We start from the raw sequence: 20,616 nt of genomic DNA on the forward strand, positions 1-20,616 counted from the left end.
CTTCTTTTTCCATTTTTTCTAATCTCCGTAGACTTACAGTATGGACAATGCACAGTATGAACCCTCTCCTCATCCCTTTATTATGCAACACCCAATTTCAATACATCACCCAGTTTTTAGGGAATAGAATTTGCGATCGCATTTGGGGCATTTAGGTTTACTCAAGTCTTCAGGTTGCCACTCCTGCAAAACTAGTTGGCAAGCAACTTCAAACCTTAACTGTATTTAGTCGAATAAGTTCAAGCACATTCATCATGGTTCTCTGCTGTGACAGAAGAGGTGTTTTGAAAAATGATGGATTCTATCTGACCATCACGAATGAAAATTCTATGTACTATGCGGCGATATATCTGAACCTTCTCATTATTGGACAGCGATCGCCAAATTCCCAGGTTATTGCCTACCTGAATAATCTCCTCAACAGTCTTGTCTTCAAGGTGCTTGGACTGAAAGAAATTGGTTTCCTCTTCAATCTGGCGTTGTAGTTCCGCCTTAAGTTGCTCTGCACCAGGGTTAAATTCAGGAAACTGCTCTAAAAAAACGAGTTGTGCTTCTAGCTTTTGCAAACGCTTAGTTTTAAAAGGAACCAGATCAGTTATCTTGTTATTATCCTGGGCGAATTTGCATAATCTTGCTATGGGCTTTGTTTTCCTTTGCTTCATCTGCAAAAAGAGCAAGGGCATCTATAACTAATTCTTTTATAATTCTTTTTTCAGTGTTTACATATTGCAAAACAACTTGGAGTCTTTGCTGGATTGGTATACCTACTGCACGAACAATTCCACTGAGCAAAATTGCTACGTTTTTATCATAAATTAACTTATCCAATCCAGGATACAATGCTAACTCAAGTGTAATATCGTCACTTTCTGCTAGTAAATCAATGGCAGCATCATGAGAACCGGAAATCTCCGGATGATTAGCCCAACGTAAAGCCTCTACTACTGCACTTGATGATTTGATACTATCTGCTGTAATCTTTCGCAATACTTTTCTTTTTTCTGAAGAAGAACGAAAATATTTCTAGGATGATTATTCAGATATTTAAGTGAATCTTTTAACAATTGCCTGGACATTACTAATTACTTCAACTTTGTCAACTGTCATTGTCTGAAGCTAAACCCACGTTGATACCTGCAAGCCGAAATTCTTTTATAGGTGCTATATCCATTGCCAGCTTCATATAAGTTTTCGGTGCATGAGCAATTGCGCCCCGTTCATACTTGCTTAAGAAAAATTATTATATTTTTAACTTTATACAAACATAATTACACAAAAGTAAATATTTGGTAAAAAATAAATTAATACTTGTTTTGCTAAGTTAATATATTCGCCAATTTCCGAGGGTGAATTGATGTATAAACTCTTATTTGGGCAAAGATATTGGTAAGTATTATGTCATATAATTAGATACAGTCTAAATTTAGATTCACTTTTTATAGGAGGAAGATTGTGTCTAAAAACAAACCAGAAGATTTGAATTCACAAGCAGTACCATTCTTTGCTCGATTCTTGGAAGGGCAAAGCATTGAAGACCTTTCTGATGAAGAATCAAAAGCGATTCTTGGTGGATGCAATAATGCTACAAAGAAGAATGATGATCTTGTCCAAACTCAGAAGTTTCCATCTGATCAAGAAGATGCCACTTCAGCAACCAAGAAGTACCCTTCTGATAGTGATGAGTACTATGTTACTCAGAAGTATCCTTCAGATAATGAGGATAGTTCGCCATCTTCACTTTCATAGCTGCATACTTTTGACTACACCAGAGATGCAGTATTAAAACTATTGTCAGAATAAAAATACAGTTAGCTTTGCCAACTTCATCTAGGAGTTGGCTTCCCATTAAAATTAAGTTCACTTTTTTAAAATCTTGCTTTTTCAATAGTTGACAATAGTGAAAATGCAAAAACTAATAAAAATATTTTATGCACCTTGATCGTGATGTAGTTTTATTAATCACCCATAGTGGTGATTACTTTACAATAGATAGAGTTGCAGAAGCAGTATCAAAACTTGGCGCACAGCCATTTCGTCTTGATACTGATAAGTTTCCGATCGCACTCCAGCTCCAGGCTAATTTAAGTAACTCTGGTAGCAATCATACACTGGAATATAATGATTGCTTTCTCAACACCGAGCAAGTGCAAGCAGTATGGATGCGGCGTATTTGGCAACCCGATCTTGGTAGAGAATTGGCTCCACAATTTCAAGCAGCCTGTTCTAATGAATCACTTGCAGTCTTAGATGGCTTTTGGGACAGCCTGAGAGAAGCTAAGTGGGTGGATGATTTACGCCGGATAAGTGCAGCTGAAAACAAGTTACGCCAACTGCGGGTTGCATCGGAAGTAGGTTTTGTCATACCTCGGACTCTCGTCACCAATAATCCTCAAGAAGCACGAGAATTTTTCTACCAAGTTAAGGGAAAAATGATTGTCAAGCTGCTTAGACCTCTTTCTTTTGGGATGCAAGCCTCCTCTTTTTTCATGTATACCAGTGTAGTTAAAGAAGAAGACTTACTTGATGCTGAAACACTGCGCTATTGTCCAGTTATGTTTCAAGAACAAATCCCTAAACAGCAAGAACTACGGGTAGTGTATGTGAATGGCAATCTCTTTGTCGGGGCACTAGATGCGTCTGAGTATGCAGCATCTACCCAAGATTGGCGACGTGAGACAAAAGAGATTCTGACCTGGCAACCAGATCAATTACCTGATAAACTAATCCGTTGTTTGGATGCCTTTATGGCCAAGTTTGGACTGGTTTTTGGAGCATTTGATTTTATTAAAACACCATCAGGAGAATATGTTTTTTTAGAAATTAATCCTACAGGAGAGTGGGGAATGCTGGAGAGAGATTTGGACTATCCAATTGCTCTGGCTATCGCATCTGCACTACTTTCAACAAGCCCAAAGTAAAATGCTCTTACTTAAAAATTCAAAACTAACTGATAACCTCTAAATTTATCTGTAGCGTACTTCATTCTCTATATTTGTAAATGACTATTTTAATAATTACTCACAGCCAAGATAACGAAAGTATTCCTCTAGTTATTCAGGCAATTGAAGCCCAAGGAAAGAAAGCATTTCGTTTTGATACAGACCGATTTCCCACAGAAATACAGTTAGATATTTACTATGGTAGTACTAAGCGAGTGATTCTGAGTGTCGATGACCAGACATTAGATTTAGATGAAGTGTCAGCAGTTTGGTATCGGCGCATTGCAATTGGATCAAAAATTCCCTACTCAATGGACAGTCAACTTAGACAAGCCTCACTGAAAGAATCTCGTGTCAGTATTGAGGGAATGATTGCTAGTATCAGGGGGTTTCATCTTGACCCTGTGCCAAATATTCGCCGAGCAGAAAATAAGCAACTGCAATTACAAATAGCAGGAGATATCGGTCTAGATACGCCACGCACTCTGACTACAAATAATCCAGTAGCAGTAAAGCAATTTGCCCAAGAATGTCAGCAGGGAATGATTACCAAAATGCTGTCTTCCTTTGCTATTTATGATGAACGAGGGCGAGAAAAAGTTGTGTTTACAAATCCAATTTCATCAGAGGATCTAGACAACCTTGATGGCTTACGTTTCTGCCCAATGACATTTCAGGAGAAGATTCCCAAGGCATTGGAATTGCGGACAATTGTTGTAGGTAAGCGTGTGCTAACGGCTGCGGTTGATTCTCAAGCTTTGGATAAGGCACGTTACGACTGGCGCAAACAGGGAATCGCCTTACTCGACGCTTGGGAGTCATACGCTTTGCCCGAAGATGTCGAAGAGAAATTGCTCAAACTCATGGCAGAATTCCGTTTAAACTATGGGGCGCTTGATATCATTTTGACTCCTGATGGTCGTCATGTATTTCTTGAAGTTAACCCAGTTGGTGAGTTCTTCTGGCTGGAACGCTGTCCTGGCTTACCAATTTCCCAGGCGATCGCTGAGGTTTTAAATAATGGGACTTAAACAAAAATCAAGCCCAAATGTAGCCCAAACTGGCTTTATAAGAGGCAAACAGGTCACGATTCAGTGTTAACCAATCGAAAAATTGATAAAACATAGCCGTTCTAAAGCCCTCTAAAGCTTCAGTAAAAGTATTCAAAGGTCTGTTAGCCCACCTTCGTCTTAATCCCCCACTTAACTGATGCCAAAGAATAAAAGTATAGGCACAGAAAACTAAGATGAAATGCCGAAGTAGACTCCTTTTATCTCGGACTTGATATTCTTTTAGTCCTAACCATCCCTTGGCTTCTTGATAGAAAACTTCTACTCAATTTCTATTACCATAAGTATCAACTATCGATTGTGGTGTGACAATTGATAAGGAAATATTGGTGATAAAATCTCTTTCAACGTGAAAGCTATGCTATTTATGCATTATAGTCTTTTTTACTCTCTTATTTCGTTTAAGTCCCGTTAGTAGTTGCAACTTAACGATAAATCTGGGGGCGAATACCAACTTGGCTCAGTAATATGCCAACTAAAATCAAGCTACCACCAATATACTGGGCTAGAGTAGGAGCTTCACCCAGTACTAAATAAGCTGCTATAATTCCCACAATTGGTGTAAAAGAGCCTGCTAAGGAAGCTGCTGACACGGTAGAAGCTCTTAAGCCTTTGAGCCAAAATAACTGACCTAACACCACAATCACAGCACCATAAACAAGCATCCACTGCCACAGGAAAGGTGAGAATACATTTATAAAATGGTTGCTGCCATAGAGAACTAAAGCAGCGAAGAAAAATATTACAGTTCCTAAAGCAGTACGAAATATACTAAAGATTCCGACTGGGATATTGGAGATTCTGACTTTAACAATAATCGTTGAAGCGACTGAAGCTACAGCAGCTACCGCCGCTAAAAATTCCCCAACACCCACTCTTAAAACACCCATGTTGATCGTAGCTGCCTGTGAAGGTTGCAGAATAATAGTAAGGGTAACACCGACAAATGCAGCGATCGCTCCGAGAATTTCCCAACGATTTACCTGTTCTTTTAATAACCAGACTGATAAAGCCATAGTTAGAGGTGGCTCTAAGCGTCCAACCAAAATAACATTATTAACTTCTGTTAATGCTAATGCTTGGAAAACTAAACCAGGAATCAGCGCTCCAGATAAAATAGCTACTACTGTCAGCGCCAACCAATCTTTTTTTGACAGTAGCTTCAAAGTCTTTTTCTGCCACTGTTGCCTATAAATAGGTAACAGAACTATCAAAGCACACAAATTCCCTATGAATAAAACATTACATAAAGAAATCGGATTTTGACCATCTATGAAATGTTGAGCGCCAATTTGTGTCAGCTTGCGGGTAACTGCACTAGAGGCTCCAGAAATCAAGATTGCTAGCCAGAGATAGGTTTGACCTGGAATTTTATCGATAGAAGGATGCCATCTTCTCGCTCTGCTCACAATAACACCACTGCTAGGAAATACTCTTTCCTATACTCATCTGACTTGCTTAATTTTACATGAGATGAATCTGAGAAAACACTTAAAGCAAGCTGAGATAGAAGAATATCATAATTTACTGAGAATCTGCTGAGTCTAAACTAAGTTTTCCCAATGGATAAATTCAGATAATTAATAGACTGGTTTCATTTGAGCCTCAGTAGCAGATGCGATGCTTTAGTTTATTGAGGAGCTTCAATATAAGGAAAAACAAATGAAAATCGCTTCTTCTGTGCTTACAAGTGTTGCTATTGTTGGGATGTTAACAGCCTGTAATGTTCCACTTAAAACTGTGAGTCCTTCCCTGATGCAAGCATCAGCCGCAGAAATGAAAGATGCTACAGGTTTGACTACTCAACAAAAGATTGATTTGGTCATCAAGCACAAGGGTCAGTTTGGTGGTGGTGACGAATTACGTCGTTTCTTTTTTGGCGATCTTGAACCGCTTGCTGTTCAACCTGGTGGTGCAGGTATGGTGGTTAATCTTTATAACAAAGCTAATAATGTGACCTTTGCTTATTGTTCTACTTACGATGTGATAGTTGCAGTTAAAAAGGGTAAAGTCACTAAGTTTGCCGCCGATGAAGTTAAGTAAATTTTTAGTTGTAGGTGCTTGTTTAAGTGTAGTGTACCACTTCATAAGTATCTAAAAAAGGGTAGTGCCAAGCGCTACCCAAAAATTTATCCGAAATCTGAAATTTTCTAGCAGTTGCTAATAACCGCAGAATTACTCAAAAGGCATTGTCTAAGAAAAGGAATTTATCACTTTTGGTGAGAGGTCAGATATGGAATTTAAAGATATTATCCTGCTGTTACATCCAGCAATCGCTGTACTTGTAGTCTTTCCATTAATTGGTATCATTGTCAACCGTGCTTTACAAGTCCGTCAACGCCGATTGCAAACTTTAACTACTGGTAAAAGCAAAATTTCCCCCACAGTGGGACAAGAACACGTCCAGTTGGGTCACTGGCTAACTGGAGCAGTTGTTAGTATTGTTTTAATAGCGTTCGCCAACGATATTATAAATAATATTTTAGACAATCAAGTTTGGATGAAATCCCCATTCCAGGTAATTTTTATTGGGCTATTGTTCGTGGCTGCGATCGCTTCTTTATATTTACTCTATCAAGCAAAGGAGAAAAAATGGCGCGGCATATTTGCAACCCTGACAGGGATGGCATTAGTAGTGCTTGGTTGTCAAGATGGTATCTACCGCAAAACTGACCAATGGTATATTTCTCACTACTACTATGGGCTAACTGCTGCTCTGTTGATGATTTTTTCGCTCTCTATTTTGCGAGACATTTATCAAGATAAAACCAATAGCTGGCGCAAAGTTCACATTATTCTAAATTCCATCGCCCTTTTGTTATTTATTGGGCAGGGAATAACAGGAACACAGGCGTTGTTAGAAGTTCCTCTTACTTGGCAGTCACCCTATATTAAGATACTTTACGAACAAAAATGTGACACAAAATCTTGTACTATTCAACCATTGTATTTACCACCAAATCATTAATAATATAGAAATAAACATCTTTTTTATCAACTCAAACTCAAATAGTGAATCAAAGCAAAAAAACTTGGATATATCTTGACCCATTCTCATTACAACTACGCATAACAGTTGGTATTGCTACGTTTTCAGCTTTAATATTAGGTAGTCTTGCTGCATGGACTCGTTGGAAAATGCAGCAATTTTTGATTGATAGTCATAAACAGAATATAGAACAAATTGCTCAACGCTTGCCACATGATGTACAAATTTATAGTGAAATGATGCAACCTGAAACCGGGTTACAAAAGGCTATTAATAACTTAGAAAATACCAAAATATTATTATGGGTAAAAAGTGATGATGATAAAATATTGGTAAAATCTATAACTTTGGATTTGTTATCTGATTCTACAGTGACTCAGTTGATGTCTCTGAGTAATATGCAGATTAAAGCACAAATTTACAAAGTTAATCAAAGCTACTTTGTTTTAAGTAGTGGTTCTTTGCAAGTACAGGGTAAGTTACTAGGTAAGCTCTTTGTAGCACAGAATATTACTCGCGAACAAACGATGTTTGTAGCAATGGTGCAGAGTTTAAATATTGCTAGTATTTCGGCAATTATTGTGATGATAGCTATAATGACATTTTATATTAGACGTTCTTTGCAACCACTGCGTCAGCTAAGTCAAATGACTTCTGCCATTTCTATAAAAGATTTAGGACAAGCACAATTATATGTTGATAATGCACCCAGTGAAGTCAAAGAATTAGCTCAAACTTTAACCATGTTACTATCTCGCCTCTGGCAATCTTGGGAGCAAGAGCGAGAATTTGTGAGTAACGTTTCTCACGAGTTACGCACACCTTTGACGATTGTACATGGTTATTTGCAAAGCGTTTTGCGACGGCAGAATAACTTAACAGAAACTCAACAAGAAGCTCTAGAAACTGCTGCATCGGAAACTGAACGTACTATTCGCCTGCTACAAGATTTACTTGATTTAGCACGAGCAGATAGTGGTTATTTACATTTTCAGATGAAATCTTATGTACTGAATGACTTAGTTGAAGAAGTCGTTATCATGGCACAAAAATATAGCGATCGCCTAATTACAATCGAGTCAAAAATTTACCCTATTGAAGTAAAAGCAGATTACAGTCGTCTGAAACAAGTATTGCTAAATTTGATTGATAATGCTATTAAGTATTCTGAAGCTGGTACGCCTGTGAGTATAAAGCTAAATAAAATTCATGAAAAAGCAATTATTACAGTTTCCGATCGAGGTTATGGCATTCCTTTACAACACCAAACACGGATTTTTGAGCGATTTTACCGCGTAGAGCAATCCCGCTCTCAATCTACTGGAGGTTCTGGTTTGGGTTTATCAATTGTTAAAACACTTGTAGAAGGTATGGGTGGTAATGTATCTGTGCAATCCAAGTTAGGAGAAGGAAGTGAGTTTACAATAACTTTACTTACATAGTTAGCCAAAGGTAGCTGGAAATGACAATTATATTCTGACTTTATATATCTGCTATCAGAGCAAAAATATGTCAGCAAATATTCTTTTAGTTGAAGATGAAGTTAAACTAGCGCGATTTGTTGAATTAGAATTAAATAGCGAAGGTTACAATATAAATGTGGCACATGATGGAATCACTGGTTTAACTTTAGCACGGGAGTTATCACCGGATTTAGTCATTCTTGATTGGATGCTACCAGGACTGTCAGGTTTAGAAATCTGTCGTCGGTTGCGGGCAACTGGTATCTCTATACCAGTAATATTATTAACAGCAAAAGATGAAGTTAATGATCGTGTAGCAGGTTTGGATGCTGGAGCAGATGATTATGTGGTCAAACCATTTAGTATTGAAGAACTGCTAGCTAGAATCCGCGCTCATTTACGCCGTACTCAAGACACAAATCAGGACATTTTACAGTTTGAAGACTTAAGTTTAAGTCATCGTACTCGCCAAGTTTACCGAGGTAATCGGGCAATTGAATTAACGGCAAAAGAGTTTGATTTATTAGAGTATATGCTTTCACATCCCCGTCAGGTATTTACTAAAGACCAAATTCTACAGAAAGTTTGGGGTTATGACTTTATGGGTAATTCCAATATCATTGAAGTCTACATCCGTTACTTGCGTATAAAACTAGAAGAGAATCATGAAAAACGCTTGATTCATACAGTGCGTGGCGTGGGCTATGTACTTCGAGAATAGTTTTAACCCACTAATTGACTCGATTTTCTCTACCTTAACCATGCGGTAACTACTATAGCCGTAGTCACACAGGTTAGGACATAAGGATGGGGTGAATGCTAGAGTTAGCAATAGTTTTACCTCCTGCCTCCTGCTATACATGTCAAAATAATCACAGTTGCAGCAACTCCAAAAAATAAAAGCATTGTCGTGCAGGTAAAATCAGCCAGTGAAAAAAAATGCGATCCCCCTTGGTAAACGTATTATTGATTACAACTTTTCTCTAGCTGGCGTTGCGATACCGTACTTAACTAGACCCGCTTCAAGTTTTTTAATGAATTTTAAGTCTTCCTCGAATAGAGGCTGGCTTTCGCTAGAAGAAAGATTTTTTTCAAGAAAAGCAAATGCTTGCCGAAATTGACGTGGATTTGCCAAAATTAGCGAGTCAAAGTGACAGGAAATAATCTGCTGAAAATTCCAACTTGCAACTGTATCAGCCCAGTTGAGGACTTGTCTTGGTGCTTGAGGAAAAATGAGGATTTGCAAAATTGGTGCGACAAATGGTCGCCCCTGACCTTGTAGAGCGTCAAATGCCTGCTTCCAGGTTTCTCGCCAGCGAAAAGGAAATAAACCAAAGTACGTTTTTAGGGTTCGTTGTGGTGCTTTGAGAGCATCACGAAACATCTGTCCGATGGGAGTAACTTCCAAGGTACTTGGACGGAAGTAAAGCGCAAATAATGAAATACGTTGCCATCCCTTGCGGCGGTTGTCTTCATTGTCCTCGATCATCTCCCAGGCATTGTCCCTGGCATGAAACAGTAAGGGATAAGGATCTAATTGGAGGATTTCTGGTGGGTCAACTGGAACAGAAAGTATAGAATCAGTTACAAGTAGAGTGCGCGATCGCTTATGAAATACTGCAACTTCTGCAAAAGATCCTCGTCCCAAATTGATGTCCAATATTGCATAGTCAAACTCCAGAGCGAAGGGAGCAAGGCTTGAGTCGTGTGGAAGTTCTTGAGTCCGTTTTTGGGGAAAGCCTAGCCAACTAAGCGGCAGGTTGAACGGAAAACTCCACTGATGCGGGGCAACAAAGACTTGTGCTTCAGGAAAACGACGAGAAAAGGGGCCAACGAAGACTTTATGCTCCAAACCAGAACTCGTTGGCAGTATGATGTACTTAACTGCACCGTGCTCTGCTACCAACTCATTAACCAAGCGGACACACTCAGTTGTGGGAGCAACAGGAGCATAAACCAGAAGACCTCCGGCAGCGAGCTTGACCACAGTCATCCGAATCGGCACGATGGTGTAGAGAATGCCGTGAAGCTGATCGAATGTCCAGATAGTGTCCTTAACTATTTCCTTGCGAAGTGTCCGCCGCTTGCCGTAAGGGTACAGTGGGACAGTAGCCCAGAATGGCCATGACCAATCCTTTGAGTTGTTCAAAGGAGATATCCCTTGATCTTGTAGTTCAACCCTCGACTTAGATCCTTGTGAGTTCATCGTCGTTCCATTGTCCTGTGAGTGTTAAGGTTCAATCGGGAGAGTTAGCAAGTGAATACTGAAAGTATTGCTATTGTGTCAATTTAGCTCTGTGATGGAAAATAACCGTTGTCGGTCTATTTGTTGAAGCTTGATTTTTTCAGCGTAGAAAGCCTGATAATAATATTGATACCGCTCTGGTTCTGCTTCTGGATCGGTTTGTTGCCATAGTTCCAAAAAGTGACGATAGCGTTTTTCAAGCATGACTAAATCCATACAAGCGATCGCAGCTTGAACTACTTGCGGAGTCCGCAGTATTTCTTTTTGGTTTTTTTCATCCACATGAAATAAATGAGAAATTAACCCGATCTCGCTGTCAAATTCTAAGAACCTATCTTGGAGGCGAGAAATTAAATTTGGTAGAGACGCAAAGTTTTTCGTTTCTCCATCACTGGATAAAATTTCTAAAATCTGTTGCCATAAAAATCGATGGTGGGAAAGACTAAATTGCAAATCTCGCTCCTCTAGTTCGTCAGCAATCATTTGACGCTGTTCGGGACAATGTAAGTAAACTCGCAATAATAACGCCTCTGCGTGTTCTAAAAGGCTGCGTTCTGTGGGGAGTGAGGAGTTGGAAATGGGGAGTGGAGATTTACCACTTCCCCATGCTTTCTTCACTGACACAGGCTTAGAGTATGTAGCCGCAGCCGGAGCAATTTGAGTTAGCAGATTTTCGACTCGGAGAGGTATGAGTCTGGTATCTCCCAAGCTGAGTATTTCAGCACAATAAGAAACATAATAATTTCGTGTATCGCTGTTAGCTATATTTTTAAGTAATTTGACTATTTGCTGAGTTACTTGCTGAAAATCAGTAGCCTGTTTTAAGTCTCGGTCTTGAATAATTTGCTGAATCTGCCAGTCTAGCCAAAGTGGCGCATTTTTTAGCAGTTCTCCATAATCTTCGGGAGTTCGCTGATGCAAGTATTCATCAGCATCTTTACCATCAGGTAAATTGAGAATTTTTAGCTGAACTTCTCCTTTGTATGCTAATTCAGCAATTTCACCGATCGCTCTTTCGGCGGCATTAGTTCCGGCTTTATCAGCATCAAAGTTGAGTACTAATTGTTTCGATTCGGTGTACCGTAATATTAACCGGACTTGTTCTAAGCTTAAGGCTGTACCGAGAGAAGCAACGGCGTTATTAATACCAGCAGCATGGAGAGCGATCGCATCAAAATATCCTTCCACCACCACCGCTTGATCGAGTTGAGAAATCCCACCCTTAGCTTGATCGAGGGCAAATAATGTTTTACCTTTACTAAAAAGTTCGGTTTCTGGTGAATTGAGATATTTAGGTTGCTGAGACACTGCGTTGCGGGGGTTCCCCCCGTTGAAGCAAGTGTCGTCATCCGTCAAGGTTCTACCACCAAAGGCAATGACGCGCCCTTGGACATCACGAATGGGAATCATCAAGCGATCGCGAAATACATCATAATAACCAGCTCCTTCCCGGCGTGGTTTAATTAATCCCGCTTTTTCCAGAATTTGCACTGGATAATGTTTATCATCGACTAAATAACGATAGAGAGTTTCCCAACCTGCGGGGGCATAACCTAAACCAAATTGCTGTATAGTTTCTTCTTTGAGTTGGCGATTAGATTGCAAATATTGAAGTGCCTTTTGCCCTTGAGATTGTCTGAGGGCGTGTTGATAAAACTGTGCGGACGTTGCCAGAACTTCATATAACTGCTCACGCAAAGATAGCTGACGCTGTAATTCTTGGCGTTGTTCTGGTTCGAGAGTTTGTACAGGTACTTGGTAACGCCGTGCTAAATCTAGCACCACATCAGCAAAAGAACGCTTCCCCAGCTCCATGACAAACTTAATGGCATTTCCCCCAGCTTGACAGCCGAAGCAATAGTACATTTGCTTGGTTTGACTAACGGTGAAACTGGGAGATTTCTCATCGTGGAAGGGACACAAACCGACAAAATCCTTTCCTCGTTTGCGTAAAACTACGTATTCTGAGACGACATCTACAATATCAGCCCGTAGTTTAACTTCCTCAATTGTGTCTGGGTGCAAGCGGGGGATTTGCATGGCTTTGTCATTAGTCATTGGTCATTGGTCATTGGTCATTAGTCATTAGGCATTAACTTTGAAAAAAGGACAAAGGACAAAGGACAAATGACTTCTGATCGCTATTATATTCTTGTTGCTAGACCAAGAATGATCTATACAATTGCTTAAACTTAATTTTATCAGAGGAAATACTGAAGATGGGGCGTATTTTTATATCAGCGGCTCATGGAGGCAAAGAAGCCGGAGGAATAGATCAAGGTGCGATCGCAGGTGGTACAAGTGAAGCAAAAGAAATGATTTTGCTGCGGGATTTAATTGTCACGGAACTGAGAGCGCGGAGTTTGGAAATTTTGGCGGTTCCTGATGACTTGAGCGCTGCCCAAACTATCACCTGGATCAATTCTCGCGGCCGTCGGGGTGATGTCGCTCTAGAAATTGCAGCTAATGCAGCTAACAGCCCTTCTGTGCGTGGGGCTAGTGTTTTCTACATTACTAATAATAGCGATCGCAAGAGTAATGCTGAACAGTTACTAGTTGGGTTGTTGCGCCGCGTACCCCAATTACCGAATCGCGGAGTCAAGCCAGATACAGATAGTGGATTGGGTAGGTTAGCATTCTGTCGCCAGACAACGCTGCCAGCTTTGGTGATACAAGTGGGGTTTCTTAGCAATCCAGAGGATCGGGCTTTGCTGCAAAATCGTCGCCGCGATTTTGCTTTGGGAATTGTTGATGGATTGGTGACTTGGAGTCGTGTAATTGACCCCACTCCTGGAACTCCAACACAAGCAAATTATCCGCCAATTAATATCAATATTAATGGACAAAGTTACACCGAGCAAGGTGTTTTAGTTAATGGTAATGCTTACATACCCATTGATTTAATAGACCTTTTACGAATTGACCTTTCAAAAGCGGCTAATGTCAATCGGATTACCTATCACAAAGTAGTTTATGTCAAAGCGATCGAACTGCGAGATTTTAATATTGCAGTTACTTGGGATGCTGCAACACGTACTGTCAGCTTGCGATCAAATTTAGTAGTTTGCCCCGGTCAATTTTCGCGGGTGATGTCAAACGGTAATACTTCCGAAGTACAGTTACAATTATTTCTGAGAAATAATAATGAAAATGCTTTAGCAAAGTTTCCTGATATCCCAAAACTTTATCGCGAAGAATCAGGTATAGAAGGAGTGAACTATGATATTGCCTTTTGCCAAATGTGTGTAGAAACTGGATTTTTACGGTTTGGTGGTGATATTAGACCTGAGCAAAATAACTTTGCAGGCTTAGGTGCGATCGGTGGTGGTTCGGAGGCTGCGTCTTTTCCAAGTGCCAGAATTGGAGTCAGGGCGCACATCCAACATTTGAAAGCTTACGCTAGCTTAGAACCTTTGGTACAAGAAGTAGTAGATCCAAGGTTTCGCTTTGTCACACGCGGGATTGCGCCATTAATCGATCAGCTATCAGGACGGTGGTCAGCAGATTTGGATTATGGTACAAAGATTTCAGCAATGCTCAAACGATTATATGAATCAGCAGGACTTCTTTGAGTAAGGAAAAGAAAATTGGTATTGCAGAATAGAAATATGAATTTGAGCGTAGGCGTAGCCCGTCGTAGACATCGCGATGAAATGTCCAAGGAGTGCATCAACTCACATTCGTAAAAACTTAAGGTAAAAGTTAGGTAAGAGAAAGCGTTTTAGAGTTGCCCTCATCCCCTAATACCAATTTGAAAATATCTGTCGCAAACATTTTTTGAATTGGTATAAATTTTAGTATGAGCAATCAACGTTTAACTAAAGATAAATCCGGTGTTAGCCTTTGCAAAACTTGCTTCAACACCATCACCGTCCAATCTATATCAGCTTCGGTAGTATCACGCCCCAATGTGATGCGAATTCCTCCCAAAGCAGCTTTTTTTGCATAGCCCATTGCTAACAATATCGGGCTAGGGCTAAGTTTACCACTGTGACAAGCAGCACCAGCACTGATGCCGATGCCAGCAAGGTTTAACTGTCGTACCAAGGTTTTACCGCTGAGTTTTTCCCCATCGGCGTTTTCTAGGCACATACTGACATGGTGAGGTAGACGATCGCAAGTATCCCCTGTAGGAATTAAACCAGGAATTTCAGTTAATTGGGCAAAGGCGCGATCGCGTAATTGAATCAACCGTGGTGTTTCTGTAGCCAATTCTTGCGCTGCTAATTCTGCTGCTACACCAAATCCGGCAATTATCGGTACTGCTTGCGTACCAGAACGCAGTCCCATTTCTTGTCCACCACCACCGAGTAAAGGCATCAATTCCACACCAGGACGCACGTACAACGCCCCTGCACCTTGGGGCCCATATATTTTATGACTAGAAAGGCTAAGTAAGTCTACTGGGAGTTGTTGCACATCTATGGGTAAGCGTCCCGCAGCTTGCACCGCATCTGTATGGAACAAAGCACCATGCGATCGCACTATCTTACCCAGTTCTGCGATTGGTTGCACAGTCCCAACTTCACTTTGACCGTAAATTATAGAAACTAAGGCTGTGTTATGTCGCAACGCCGCTTTTAAATCTAAGGGGTTGACTCTGCCTTTAATATCTACAGACAAACGTGTAACTTCCCAACCCCACATTTCTAGCAACCGTACTGTCTCATAAATTGCGGAATGCTCAACGCTGGAAATAATTAGATGTTGAGGAACAGCATACAACCGAACCACACCCATAATTGCTAGATTATCTGCCTCAGTGCCGCCAGAAGTAAAAACGATCGATTCAGGAGTGGTGGCGTTAATTAAACCAGCAACTTGGACTCTGGCTTGTTCTACAACCGTTGCCGCCCGTTGTCCCCACTCATGTAAGCTGGAAGGATTGCCCCACTCTTGAGTGAGGATTGTTTGCATAACTGCGATCGCTTCTTTTCGAGTCGGAGTAGTGGCGCTGTAATCTAGATAAATTTGCATATAACCGATAATGGTGAGAACACACGTTAGTGATAGACTGCCGATCTTGTCAGCATATACAGTTTTAGTGGACAAATTCTGAAAAAAATATCTGTAATTCTACATCTAATAGTGGATTCTTCCTTTTACTTGGAAACTTATTTCTCTAATTAATTCAGAACACAAAATTTTGGGAATGATAAATATATCCACTTCCAATCCACTTTTAACAGATTACAGTGCAACTTCTCTCTAGACAAAAATATTTTTTATATATCTTTTTACTGACATTCTCCCTTGTTGGTTGTCAACGAGTCCAGTCTTATAATCAGCGTCCAGCACCCTTACCACAAGACCCGTTAATTCAAGTTTACTTTAACCATTCTGAGTCTTCACAATACCAAGAAGCTTACCGTCAGCAAACTCGCCTTGGGGATGATTTAGAAAAACAGATTGCCGATGCTATTACGCAAGCTAAATCTACAGTAGATGTGGCGGTGCAAGAATTACGTTTACCCAAAGTTGCCCAAGCACTGGTTGATAGACAAAAAGCTGGGATAAAAGTCAGGATAATTTTAGAAAATACCTATAGCCGACCTTGGAGTAGCTTAACATCTACTGAAGTAGGTAAGTTAGATAAAAGAGAACAAGAACGCTACAAAGAATTTCGCCAATTTATCGATATTAACCAAGATAATCAACTCAGTTCAGCCGAAACTAATCAAAGAGATGCTTTGATAATTTTGCAGAATGCCAAAATTCCCTGGCTAGACGATCGAGCAGATGGTTCAGAAGGTAGCAGCTTGATGCATCACAAATTTGTGATTGTGGACAATCGCCTTGTAATTATCACTTCGGCCAATTTTACATTAAGTGATACTTCTGGTGATTTTACAAATTCCAGCAGTTTAGGCAATGCCAATAATTTATTGCAGATTGACAGCCCGGAATTAGCATCTTCATTTACAGAAGAGTTTAACATTTTATGGGGAGATGGGCCGGGAGGTCAACCAGATAGTCGATTTGGTTTAAAAAAACCGCTGCGTTTACCTAAACAAATAACTTTGGGTAATACCAAAATTACTGTGCAATTTTCGCCTACTTCTCCAACTCAACCTTGGAATAACAGTAGTAATGGTTTAATTGCTAAAACTTTAGATTCAGCAACCAAATCTATTGACATGGCGTTATTTGTCCTTTCTGAACAGCGTCTTGCCAATATTTTAGAAAAACGCCATCAACAAAGTGTGCAAATTCGCGCTTTAATTGAACCACAATTCGCTTACCGTTCTTATAGCGAAGCATTAGATATGATGGGGGTTGCTCTGAGTAACAAATGTAAATATGAAATTGACAATCATCCTTGGTCAAATCCAATTACTACCGTAGGTGTACCTGTGTTACCCAAAGGCGATTTATTGCATCACAAATTTGGTGTTATTGATAGTCAAACTGTAATTACAGGTTCTCATAATTGGTCAGATGCTGCCAATAATGGTAACGACGAGACACTTGTCGTGATTGAGAATCCGATAGTTGCTGCCCATTATGTGCGAGAATTTGCTCGTCTTTATACCAAAGTTAAACTAGGCTTACCACCAGCAATTCAACAAAAAATTAAATTAGAACAAACACGGTGTCCTCAAATAAAAACTTCTTCATCAACTGAGTTACAAGCAATTCAAAAAATAAATATCAACACCGCCAGTTTAGAAGAATTAGTAACTCTCCCTGGCGTGGGTAAGAAGTTAGCACAGCGAATAATTATTAGTCGTCAACAGCAAAAATTTACATCTTTACAAGACTTAGAAAGAGTTCCAGGAGTGAGTGCTAAGATGTTGGGAAAATGGAGCGAGCGCATCACTTGGTAAAGTGCCCAGCATTTTTTATTAGCCCACGGAGGTGAGCTTTATTTGTGTAGCCGCAAATTTTATTCGCCAGCACTGTAGTATTACACAAATGCGAAATCTAAATGCGATCGCTAGCTAAATTAACCAAACTGCGGAAATGCCCATTCTGAGAAAATCGTTCTGCTATTATTTGTTGATAAACTGCCTCATAGCCATCAGTCATGTGTTCAACGCTGAAAAGGTTTTCGACATACCGACGACAGGCAAAGCGGTCTAACTCTATGACGCGATCAATAGCACTAATGCACTCTTGAATATTATTGCAGAGAAAACCCGTCTTGCCTTGAGAAATCACCTCCTCAGTAGACCCCAATTTCATCGCAATCACTGGCGTACCCGAAGCCATTGACTCAATCATCACCAATCCAAACGGTTCTCGCCAAGTAATCGGAAATAGAGTTGCTACTGCACCACCCATCAGAGCATTTTTTTGAGCATGGTTGGCTTCACCCAGATACTCAATTTGCTCCCCGTCAATGTGCGGTTTAATTTCCTTCTGAAAGTATTCCATATCAACAACATCTATTTTACCTGCCATTTTTAAATGCCAACCAGTTTCTTTGGCAATTTCTATGGCTAAGTGCGCTCCCTTCTCTGGAGATATCCGACCTAAAAACGCTAAGTAAGGGGGATCTTCTGGTTGGGAGTGAAACTCATAGCTGCTAACATCAATTCCGTTGTAAACCGTCGCTATACAGTTCAACCCTAACCTTGGTTCTCGTTGGGCATTGGAAATATTCACGTAGGGTTGTTTTTTACCAAAACTAAACATCTTTTCGTTGTCAGGTGTAAAAATACCGTGCAACGTATGAATCGTAGGAGTTGTTACCAGATTTGCATAAGCCAGTGCCCCATAACCGATATGCGAGTGAATAACATCAAACTCCTCTGCACGTTCATACACTGAAGCTACGTTTAGCATCTCGTAAATGCCGTAATCTTTGATATTAGAATCGAGTCTGAGGGCACGAGGATGAACTGATGTTAATGTTCCTAAACTAATAGAATCTCCTGATGCAAATAAAGTTACTTCGTGTCCGCGTCGGACTAATTCATCGGTCAGTAACCCCACTACTAACTCTATACCCCCATAAGCTGGAGGTGGAACTCTTTCCCATAGTGGAGCTATTTGAGCAATTCGCATCATAAATCTCCTAAAAAATAAAAATTGAATTAGAAGTTTTTGATTTCTGTTGTTTTAGTGCTTGTAATTGATTCACTTGGCATCAGAAAGGAACTTCAGATCCTAAACTTATTAACAACTGCTTTTAAAGCTTAAGCTCATACTTCTAGAATCTCTGTCTATCCTAGTACGGAAATTACCCACTCCTAAAGAGGTAAAGACATTCTGGATTAGTATTTTTTGGTAATTTAGTGCAATATTAAATGTAGATGTTTTTGAAAAACAGAAATTACCTAAAATCGTCAAATTTGAAGTTAAATGCTGATAATAGTCAGAAAAACTTTGCTATCGCCTGTTAATATCTAATTTACAAAAGTTAATTAAATAACAAATCGTGTAGTCACTTTTTGGGCGGCTTTCGGTACTGTCAAGAATAATTTAGAGTGGCTCAAAGAACAGATATTAGTAAAGTAGGTAGTTGGAAATCAGAAACAGCAATTTTTCTTATAAGTTATATTTAAATTTTTAAAGGTAACAATTAACTATTAGACATCTTTAGAAATTAAATATGCGTTATCCATAACTTTTGTAGAGACGTAGCACTGCCACGTCTCTTTTTCACCAGATGTCTAGTGTGGGCGAAAGTTTATCTACCTTATAACCAGTTGTTCAAGCTGTTTGTCTGATTAATTGAGATACTATTGGATTCTCTACTAGTCAAAAGAGAGAGAAGATAGTTAAATCATTGACTTATTACATTAAATGTGATATTTTTGATTTTTATCAAGAAAAATCATATATAAACGTGAATATCTCTCCACCGATCAAAAAACCGCGTGTCTCATGGCAAGCGGTTTTCTCACTGTTGATATTTGTGTTCATGTACCTGCCCATATTGGTACTTGGCTTTTATAGCTTCAATCAGTCGCCCTATAGTGCAGCTTGGCAAGGATTTACTCTCGATTGGTATCGCAAGTTGTTCAGTGACGATCGCATCTTATCAGCTTTGCAAAACAGTATGATAGTTGCTGGTTGTGCTGTGGCAATTTCAGCAGTGCTGGGAACTTTGATGGCGGTAGGGTTGGCGCGTTATGAATTTCCTGGCAAAAAATTGTATCGTGGTATTGCTTACCTACCATTGATTATTCCCGATATTGCGATCGCAGTGGCTACCCTAGTATGTCTAGCAGCCTTTGCGATACCTTTGAGTTTGTGGACGATAGTTGCAGCCCATATCGTGTTTTGTCTGGCATACGTCGGACTTGTGGTTGCTTCTCGACTAACTAATTTAGATCCCCACTTAGAAGAAGCAGCACTAGATTTAGGTGCTACACCAACCCAAGCTTTCATCAAAGTATTGTTACCTCAATTAATGCCAGGGATTGTTGCTGGTTGTCTGTTGGCTTTTGTCCTCAGCTTAGATGACTTTCTCATCGCCAGTTTTACTGCTGGTAGCGGTTCTAACACCCTGCCAATGGAAATTTTTAGCCGCATTAGAACCGGAGTTAAACCTGATATTAATGCTCTAAGTGTCATGTTAATTTCAGTATCTGCGATCGTTGCCCTTGTAGCTGAATTAATTCGCGCTTCTGGAGAGAACAAAACTTTCAAATAAGACTCGCTATTGCCAATAAAAATTATGGGTAATTTGGTTCTTTATGAACTTTTTTGGATAATGAACAACAGCTATATTAAAATATCGGGTGAGTTATGCTTGCCATAACGTATAAATATCAGTATCATTCTGAATTTTAAATCCCCTAATGTCACTCTCTTAAATTTTAAATTTTGAATTGTATTTATCCTTAGCCCTCGTGTGAAAGATAGTTTTAAGCACATGAATAAACTTCCGTGTTCGCTTCTCTACATAACTGTTTTCAATTAGATAATATTGGGGCTAACTTTGGAGAAGATGCTATTT

The 20,616-nt window shown here is 39.8% G+C and carries 17 protein-coding genes and 1 pseudogene; 10 read left to right on the top strand and 8 right to left on the bottom strand.

What is annotated here, in order from left to right:
* Positions 1–239: 239 nt before the first annotated feature.
* Positions 240–566, bottom strand: coding sequence for a hypothetical protein (locus V7K89_RS28310; RefSeq protein ID WP_335193181.1), 327 nt, complete (start codon positions 564–566; stop codon positions 240–242).
* 40 nt (positions 567–606) lie between these two features.
* A complete protein-coding gene (locus V7K89_RS28315; protein ID WP_335193183.1) occupies positions 607–987 on the bottom strand; it encodes a hypothetical protein in 381 nt (126 codons plus the stop codon).
* Between the two features lie 465 nt (positions 988–1,452).
* Between V7K89_RS28315 and V7K89_RS28320 the strand changes: the two genes are divergently transcribed.
* From V7K89_RS28320 to V7K89_RS28330, 3 genes are all read left to right on the top strand, one after another.
* Positions 1,453–1,746 carry a microviridin/marinostatin family tricyclic proteinase inhibitor gene (locus V7K89_RS28320; RefSeq protein WP_335193185.1) on the top strand — a complete coding sequence of 98 codons (294 nt, stop codon included), beginning with the start codon at positions 1,453–1,455 and terminating at the stop codon, positions 1,744–1,746.
* A 182-nt stretch (positions 1,747–1,928) separates the two neighbouring features.
* On the top strand, positions 1,929–2,918 hold the full coding sequence (locus tag V7K89_RS28325) for an MvdC family ATP-grasp ribosomal peptide maturase (protein ID WP_335193187.1): 990 nt from the start codon (positions 1,929–1,931) through the stop codon (positions 2,916–2,918).
* An 80-nt stretch (positions 2,919–2,998) separates the two neighbouring features.
* Positions 2,999–3,970, top strand: coding sequence for an MvdD family ATP-grasp ribosomal peptide maturase (locus V7K89_RS28330; RefSeq protein ID WP_335193189.1), 972 nt, complete (start codon positions 2,999–3,001; stop codon positions 3,968–3,970).
* Between the two features lie 7 nt (positions 3,971–3,977).
* On the opposite strand, the pseudogene V7K89_RS28335 reads toward V7K89_RS28330, so the two are convergent.
* Positions 3,978–4,346: pseudogene (locus V7K89_RS28335) on the bottom strand (IS701 family transposase); the annotation flags it as partial.
* Between the two features lie 88 nt (positions 4,347–4,434).
* Positions 4,435–5,418: a DMT family transporter gene (locus V7K89_RS28340; protein ID WP_335193191.1), complete on the bottom strand. Its 984-nt coding sequence runs from the start codon at positions 5,416–5,418 to the stop codon at positions 4,435–4,437.
* Positions 5,419–5,671: 253 nt separating this feature from the next.
* Between V7K89_RS28340 and V7K89_RS28345 the strand changes: the two genes are divergently transcribed.
* From V7K89_RS28345 to V7K89_RS28360, 4 genes are all read left to right on the top strand, one after another.
* Entirely contained in the window at positions 5,672–6,052 is a 381-nt protein-coding gene (locus tag V7K89_RS28345) for a hypothetical protein (RefSeq protein ID WP_334906620.1), read from the top strand.
* A gap of 190 nt (positions 6,053–6,242) precedes the next feature.
* The gene (locus V7K89_RS28350) at positions 6,243–6,977 is read left to right on the top strand and encodes a DUF4079 domain-containing protein (protein WP_335193193.1); all 735 of its coding nucleotides are present in this window, start codon (positions 6,243–6,245) and stop codon (positions 6,975–6,977) included.
* A 44-nt stretch (positions 6,978–7,021) separates the two neighbouring features.
* Positions 7,022–8,440 (top strand): sensor histidine kinase, encoded by a 1,419-nt coding sequence (locus V7K89_RS28355; RefSeq protein ID WP_335193195.1) that lies wholly within the window; start codon positions 7,022–7,024, stop codon positions 8,438–8,440.
* 67 nt (positions 8,441–8,507) lie between these two features.
* Positions 8,508–9,182, top strand: coding sequence for a response regulator transcription factor (locus V7K89_RS28360; RefSeq protein ID WP_335193197.1), 675 nt, complete (start codon positions 8,508–8,510; stop codon positions 9,180–9,182).
* A 249-nt stretch (positions 9,183–9,431) separates the two neighbouring features.
* On the opposite strand, the gene V7K89_RS28365 is transcribed toward V7K89_RS28360, so the two are convergent.
* Together V7K89_RS28365 and dnaG are read right to left on the bottom strand one after the other, a co-directional pair.
* Positions 9,432–10,667 (bottom strand): DUF4336 domain-containing protein, encoded by a 1,236-nt coding sequence (locus tag V7K89_RS28365; RefSeq protein ID WP_335193199.1) that lies wholly within the window; start codon positions 10,665–10,667, stop codon positions 9,432–9,434.
* A 78-nt stretch (positions 10,668–10,745) separates the two neighbouring features.
* Complete coding sequence (gene dnaG / locus V7K89_RS28370) at positions 10,746–12,746, bottom strand: DNA primase (RefSeq protein ID WP_335193293.1); 2,001 nt, start codon at positions 12,744–12,746, stop codon at positions 10,746–10,748.
* A gap of 179 nt (positions 12,747–12,925) precedes the next feature.
* Here dnaG and tftA point away from each other — a divergent pair, with 179 nt between their 5' ends.
* On the top strand, positions 12,926–14,278 hold the full coding sequence (gene tftA / locus V7K89_RS28375) for a hormogonium tapered terminus morphoprotein TftA (RefSeq protein WP_335193202.1): 1,353 nt from the start codon (positions 12,926–12,928) through the stop codon (positions 14,276–14,278).
* Positions 14,279–14,513: 235 nt separating this feature from the next.
* Here tftA and V7K89_RS28380 read toward each other — a convergent pair whose 3' ends face one another.
* Complete coding sequence (locus V7K89_RS28380) at positions 14,514–15,683, bottom strand: cysteine desulfurase family protein (protein WP_335193204.1); 1,170 nt, start codon at positions 15,681–15,683, stop codon at positions 14,514–14,516.
* A 218-nt stretch (positions 15,684–15,901) separates the two neighbouring features.
* Between V7K89_RS28380 and V7K89_RS28385 the strand changes: the two genes are divergently transcribed.
* Positions 15,902–17,533, top strand: coding sequence for a DUF655 domain-containing protein (locus tag V7K89_RS28385; RefSeq protein WP_335193206.1), 1,632 nt, complete (start codon positions 15,902–15,904; stop codon positions 17,531–17,533).
* A 97-nt stretch (positions 17,534–17,630) separates the two neighbouring features.
* On the opposite strand, the gene V7K89_RS28390 is transcribed toward V7K89_RS28385, so the two are convergent.
* Entirely contained in the window at positions 17,631–18,716 is a 1,086-nt protein-coding gene (locus V7K89_RS28390; protein ID WP_335193295.1) for a glycosyltransferase family 4 protein, read from the bottom strand.
* A 784-nt stretch (positions 18,717–19,500) separates the two neighbouring features.
* On the opposite strand from V7K89_RS28390, the gene V7K89_RS28395 reads away from it, so the two are divergent.
* Positions 19,501–20,310: an ABC transporter permease gene (locus tag V7K89_RS28395; protein ID WP_335193208.1), complete on the top strand. Its 810-nt coding sequence runs from the start codon at positions 19,501–19,503 to the stop codon at positions 20,308–20,310.
* Positions 20,311–20,616: the final 306 nt, after the last annotated feature.

It is taken from the genome of Nostoc sp. (assembly GCF_036917515.1).
Lineage (GTDB): Bacteria > Cyanobacteriota > Cyanobacteriia > Cyanobacteriales > Nostocaceae > Nostoc.

What these genes read in the sequence shown, in the direction of transcription:
- V7K89_RS28325 (WP_335193187.1), top strand. Translation starts at nt 1,929, where the DNA reads ATGCACCTTGATCGTGATGTAGTTTTATTAATCACCCATAGTGGTGAT.
- V7K89_RS28330 (WP_335193189.1), top strand. Translation starts at nt 2,999, where the DNA reads ATGACTATTTTAATAATTACTCACAGCCAAGATAACGAAAGTATTCCT.
- V7K89_RS28345 (WP_334906620.1), top strand. Translation starts at nt 5,672, where the DNA reads ATGAAAATCGCTTCTTCTGTGCTTACAAGTGTTGCTATTGTTGGGATG.
- V7K89_RS28350 (WP_335193193.1), top strand. Translation starts at nt 6,243, where the DNA reads ATGGAATTTAAAGATATTATCCTGCTGTTACATCCAGCAATCGCTGTA.
- V7K89_RS28360 (WP_335193197.1), top strand. Translation starts at nt 8,508, where the DNA reads ATGTCAGCAAATATTCTTTTAGTTGAAGATGAAGTTAAACTAGCGCGA.
- V7K89_RS28365 (WP_335193199.1), bottom strand. Translation starts at nt 10,667, where the DNA reads ATGAACTCACAAGGATCTAAGTCGAGGGTTGAACTACAAGATCAAGGG.
- dnaG (WP_335193293.1), bottom strand. Translation starts at nt 12,746, where the DNA reads ATGCAAATCCCCCGCTTGCACCCAGACACAATTGAGGAAGTTAAACTA.
- tftA (WP_335193202.1), top strand. Translation starts at nt 12,926, where the DNA reads ATGGGGCGTATTTTTATATCAGCGGCTCATGGAGGCAAAGAAGCCGGA.
- V7K89_RS28380 (WP_335193204.1), bottom strand. Translation starts at nt 15,683, where the DNA reads ATGCAAATTTATCTAGATTACAGCGCCACTACTCCGACTCGAAAAGAA.
- V7K89_RS28390 (WP_335193295.1), bottom strand. Translation starts at nt 18,716, where the DNA reads ATGCGAATTGCTCAAATAGCTCCACTATGGGAAAGAGTTCCACCTCCA.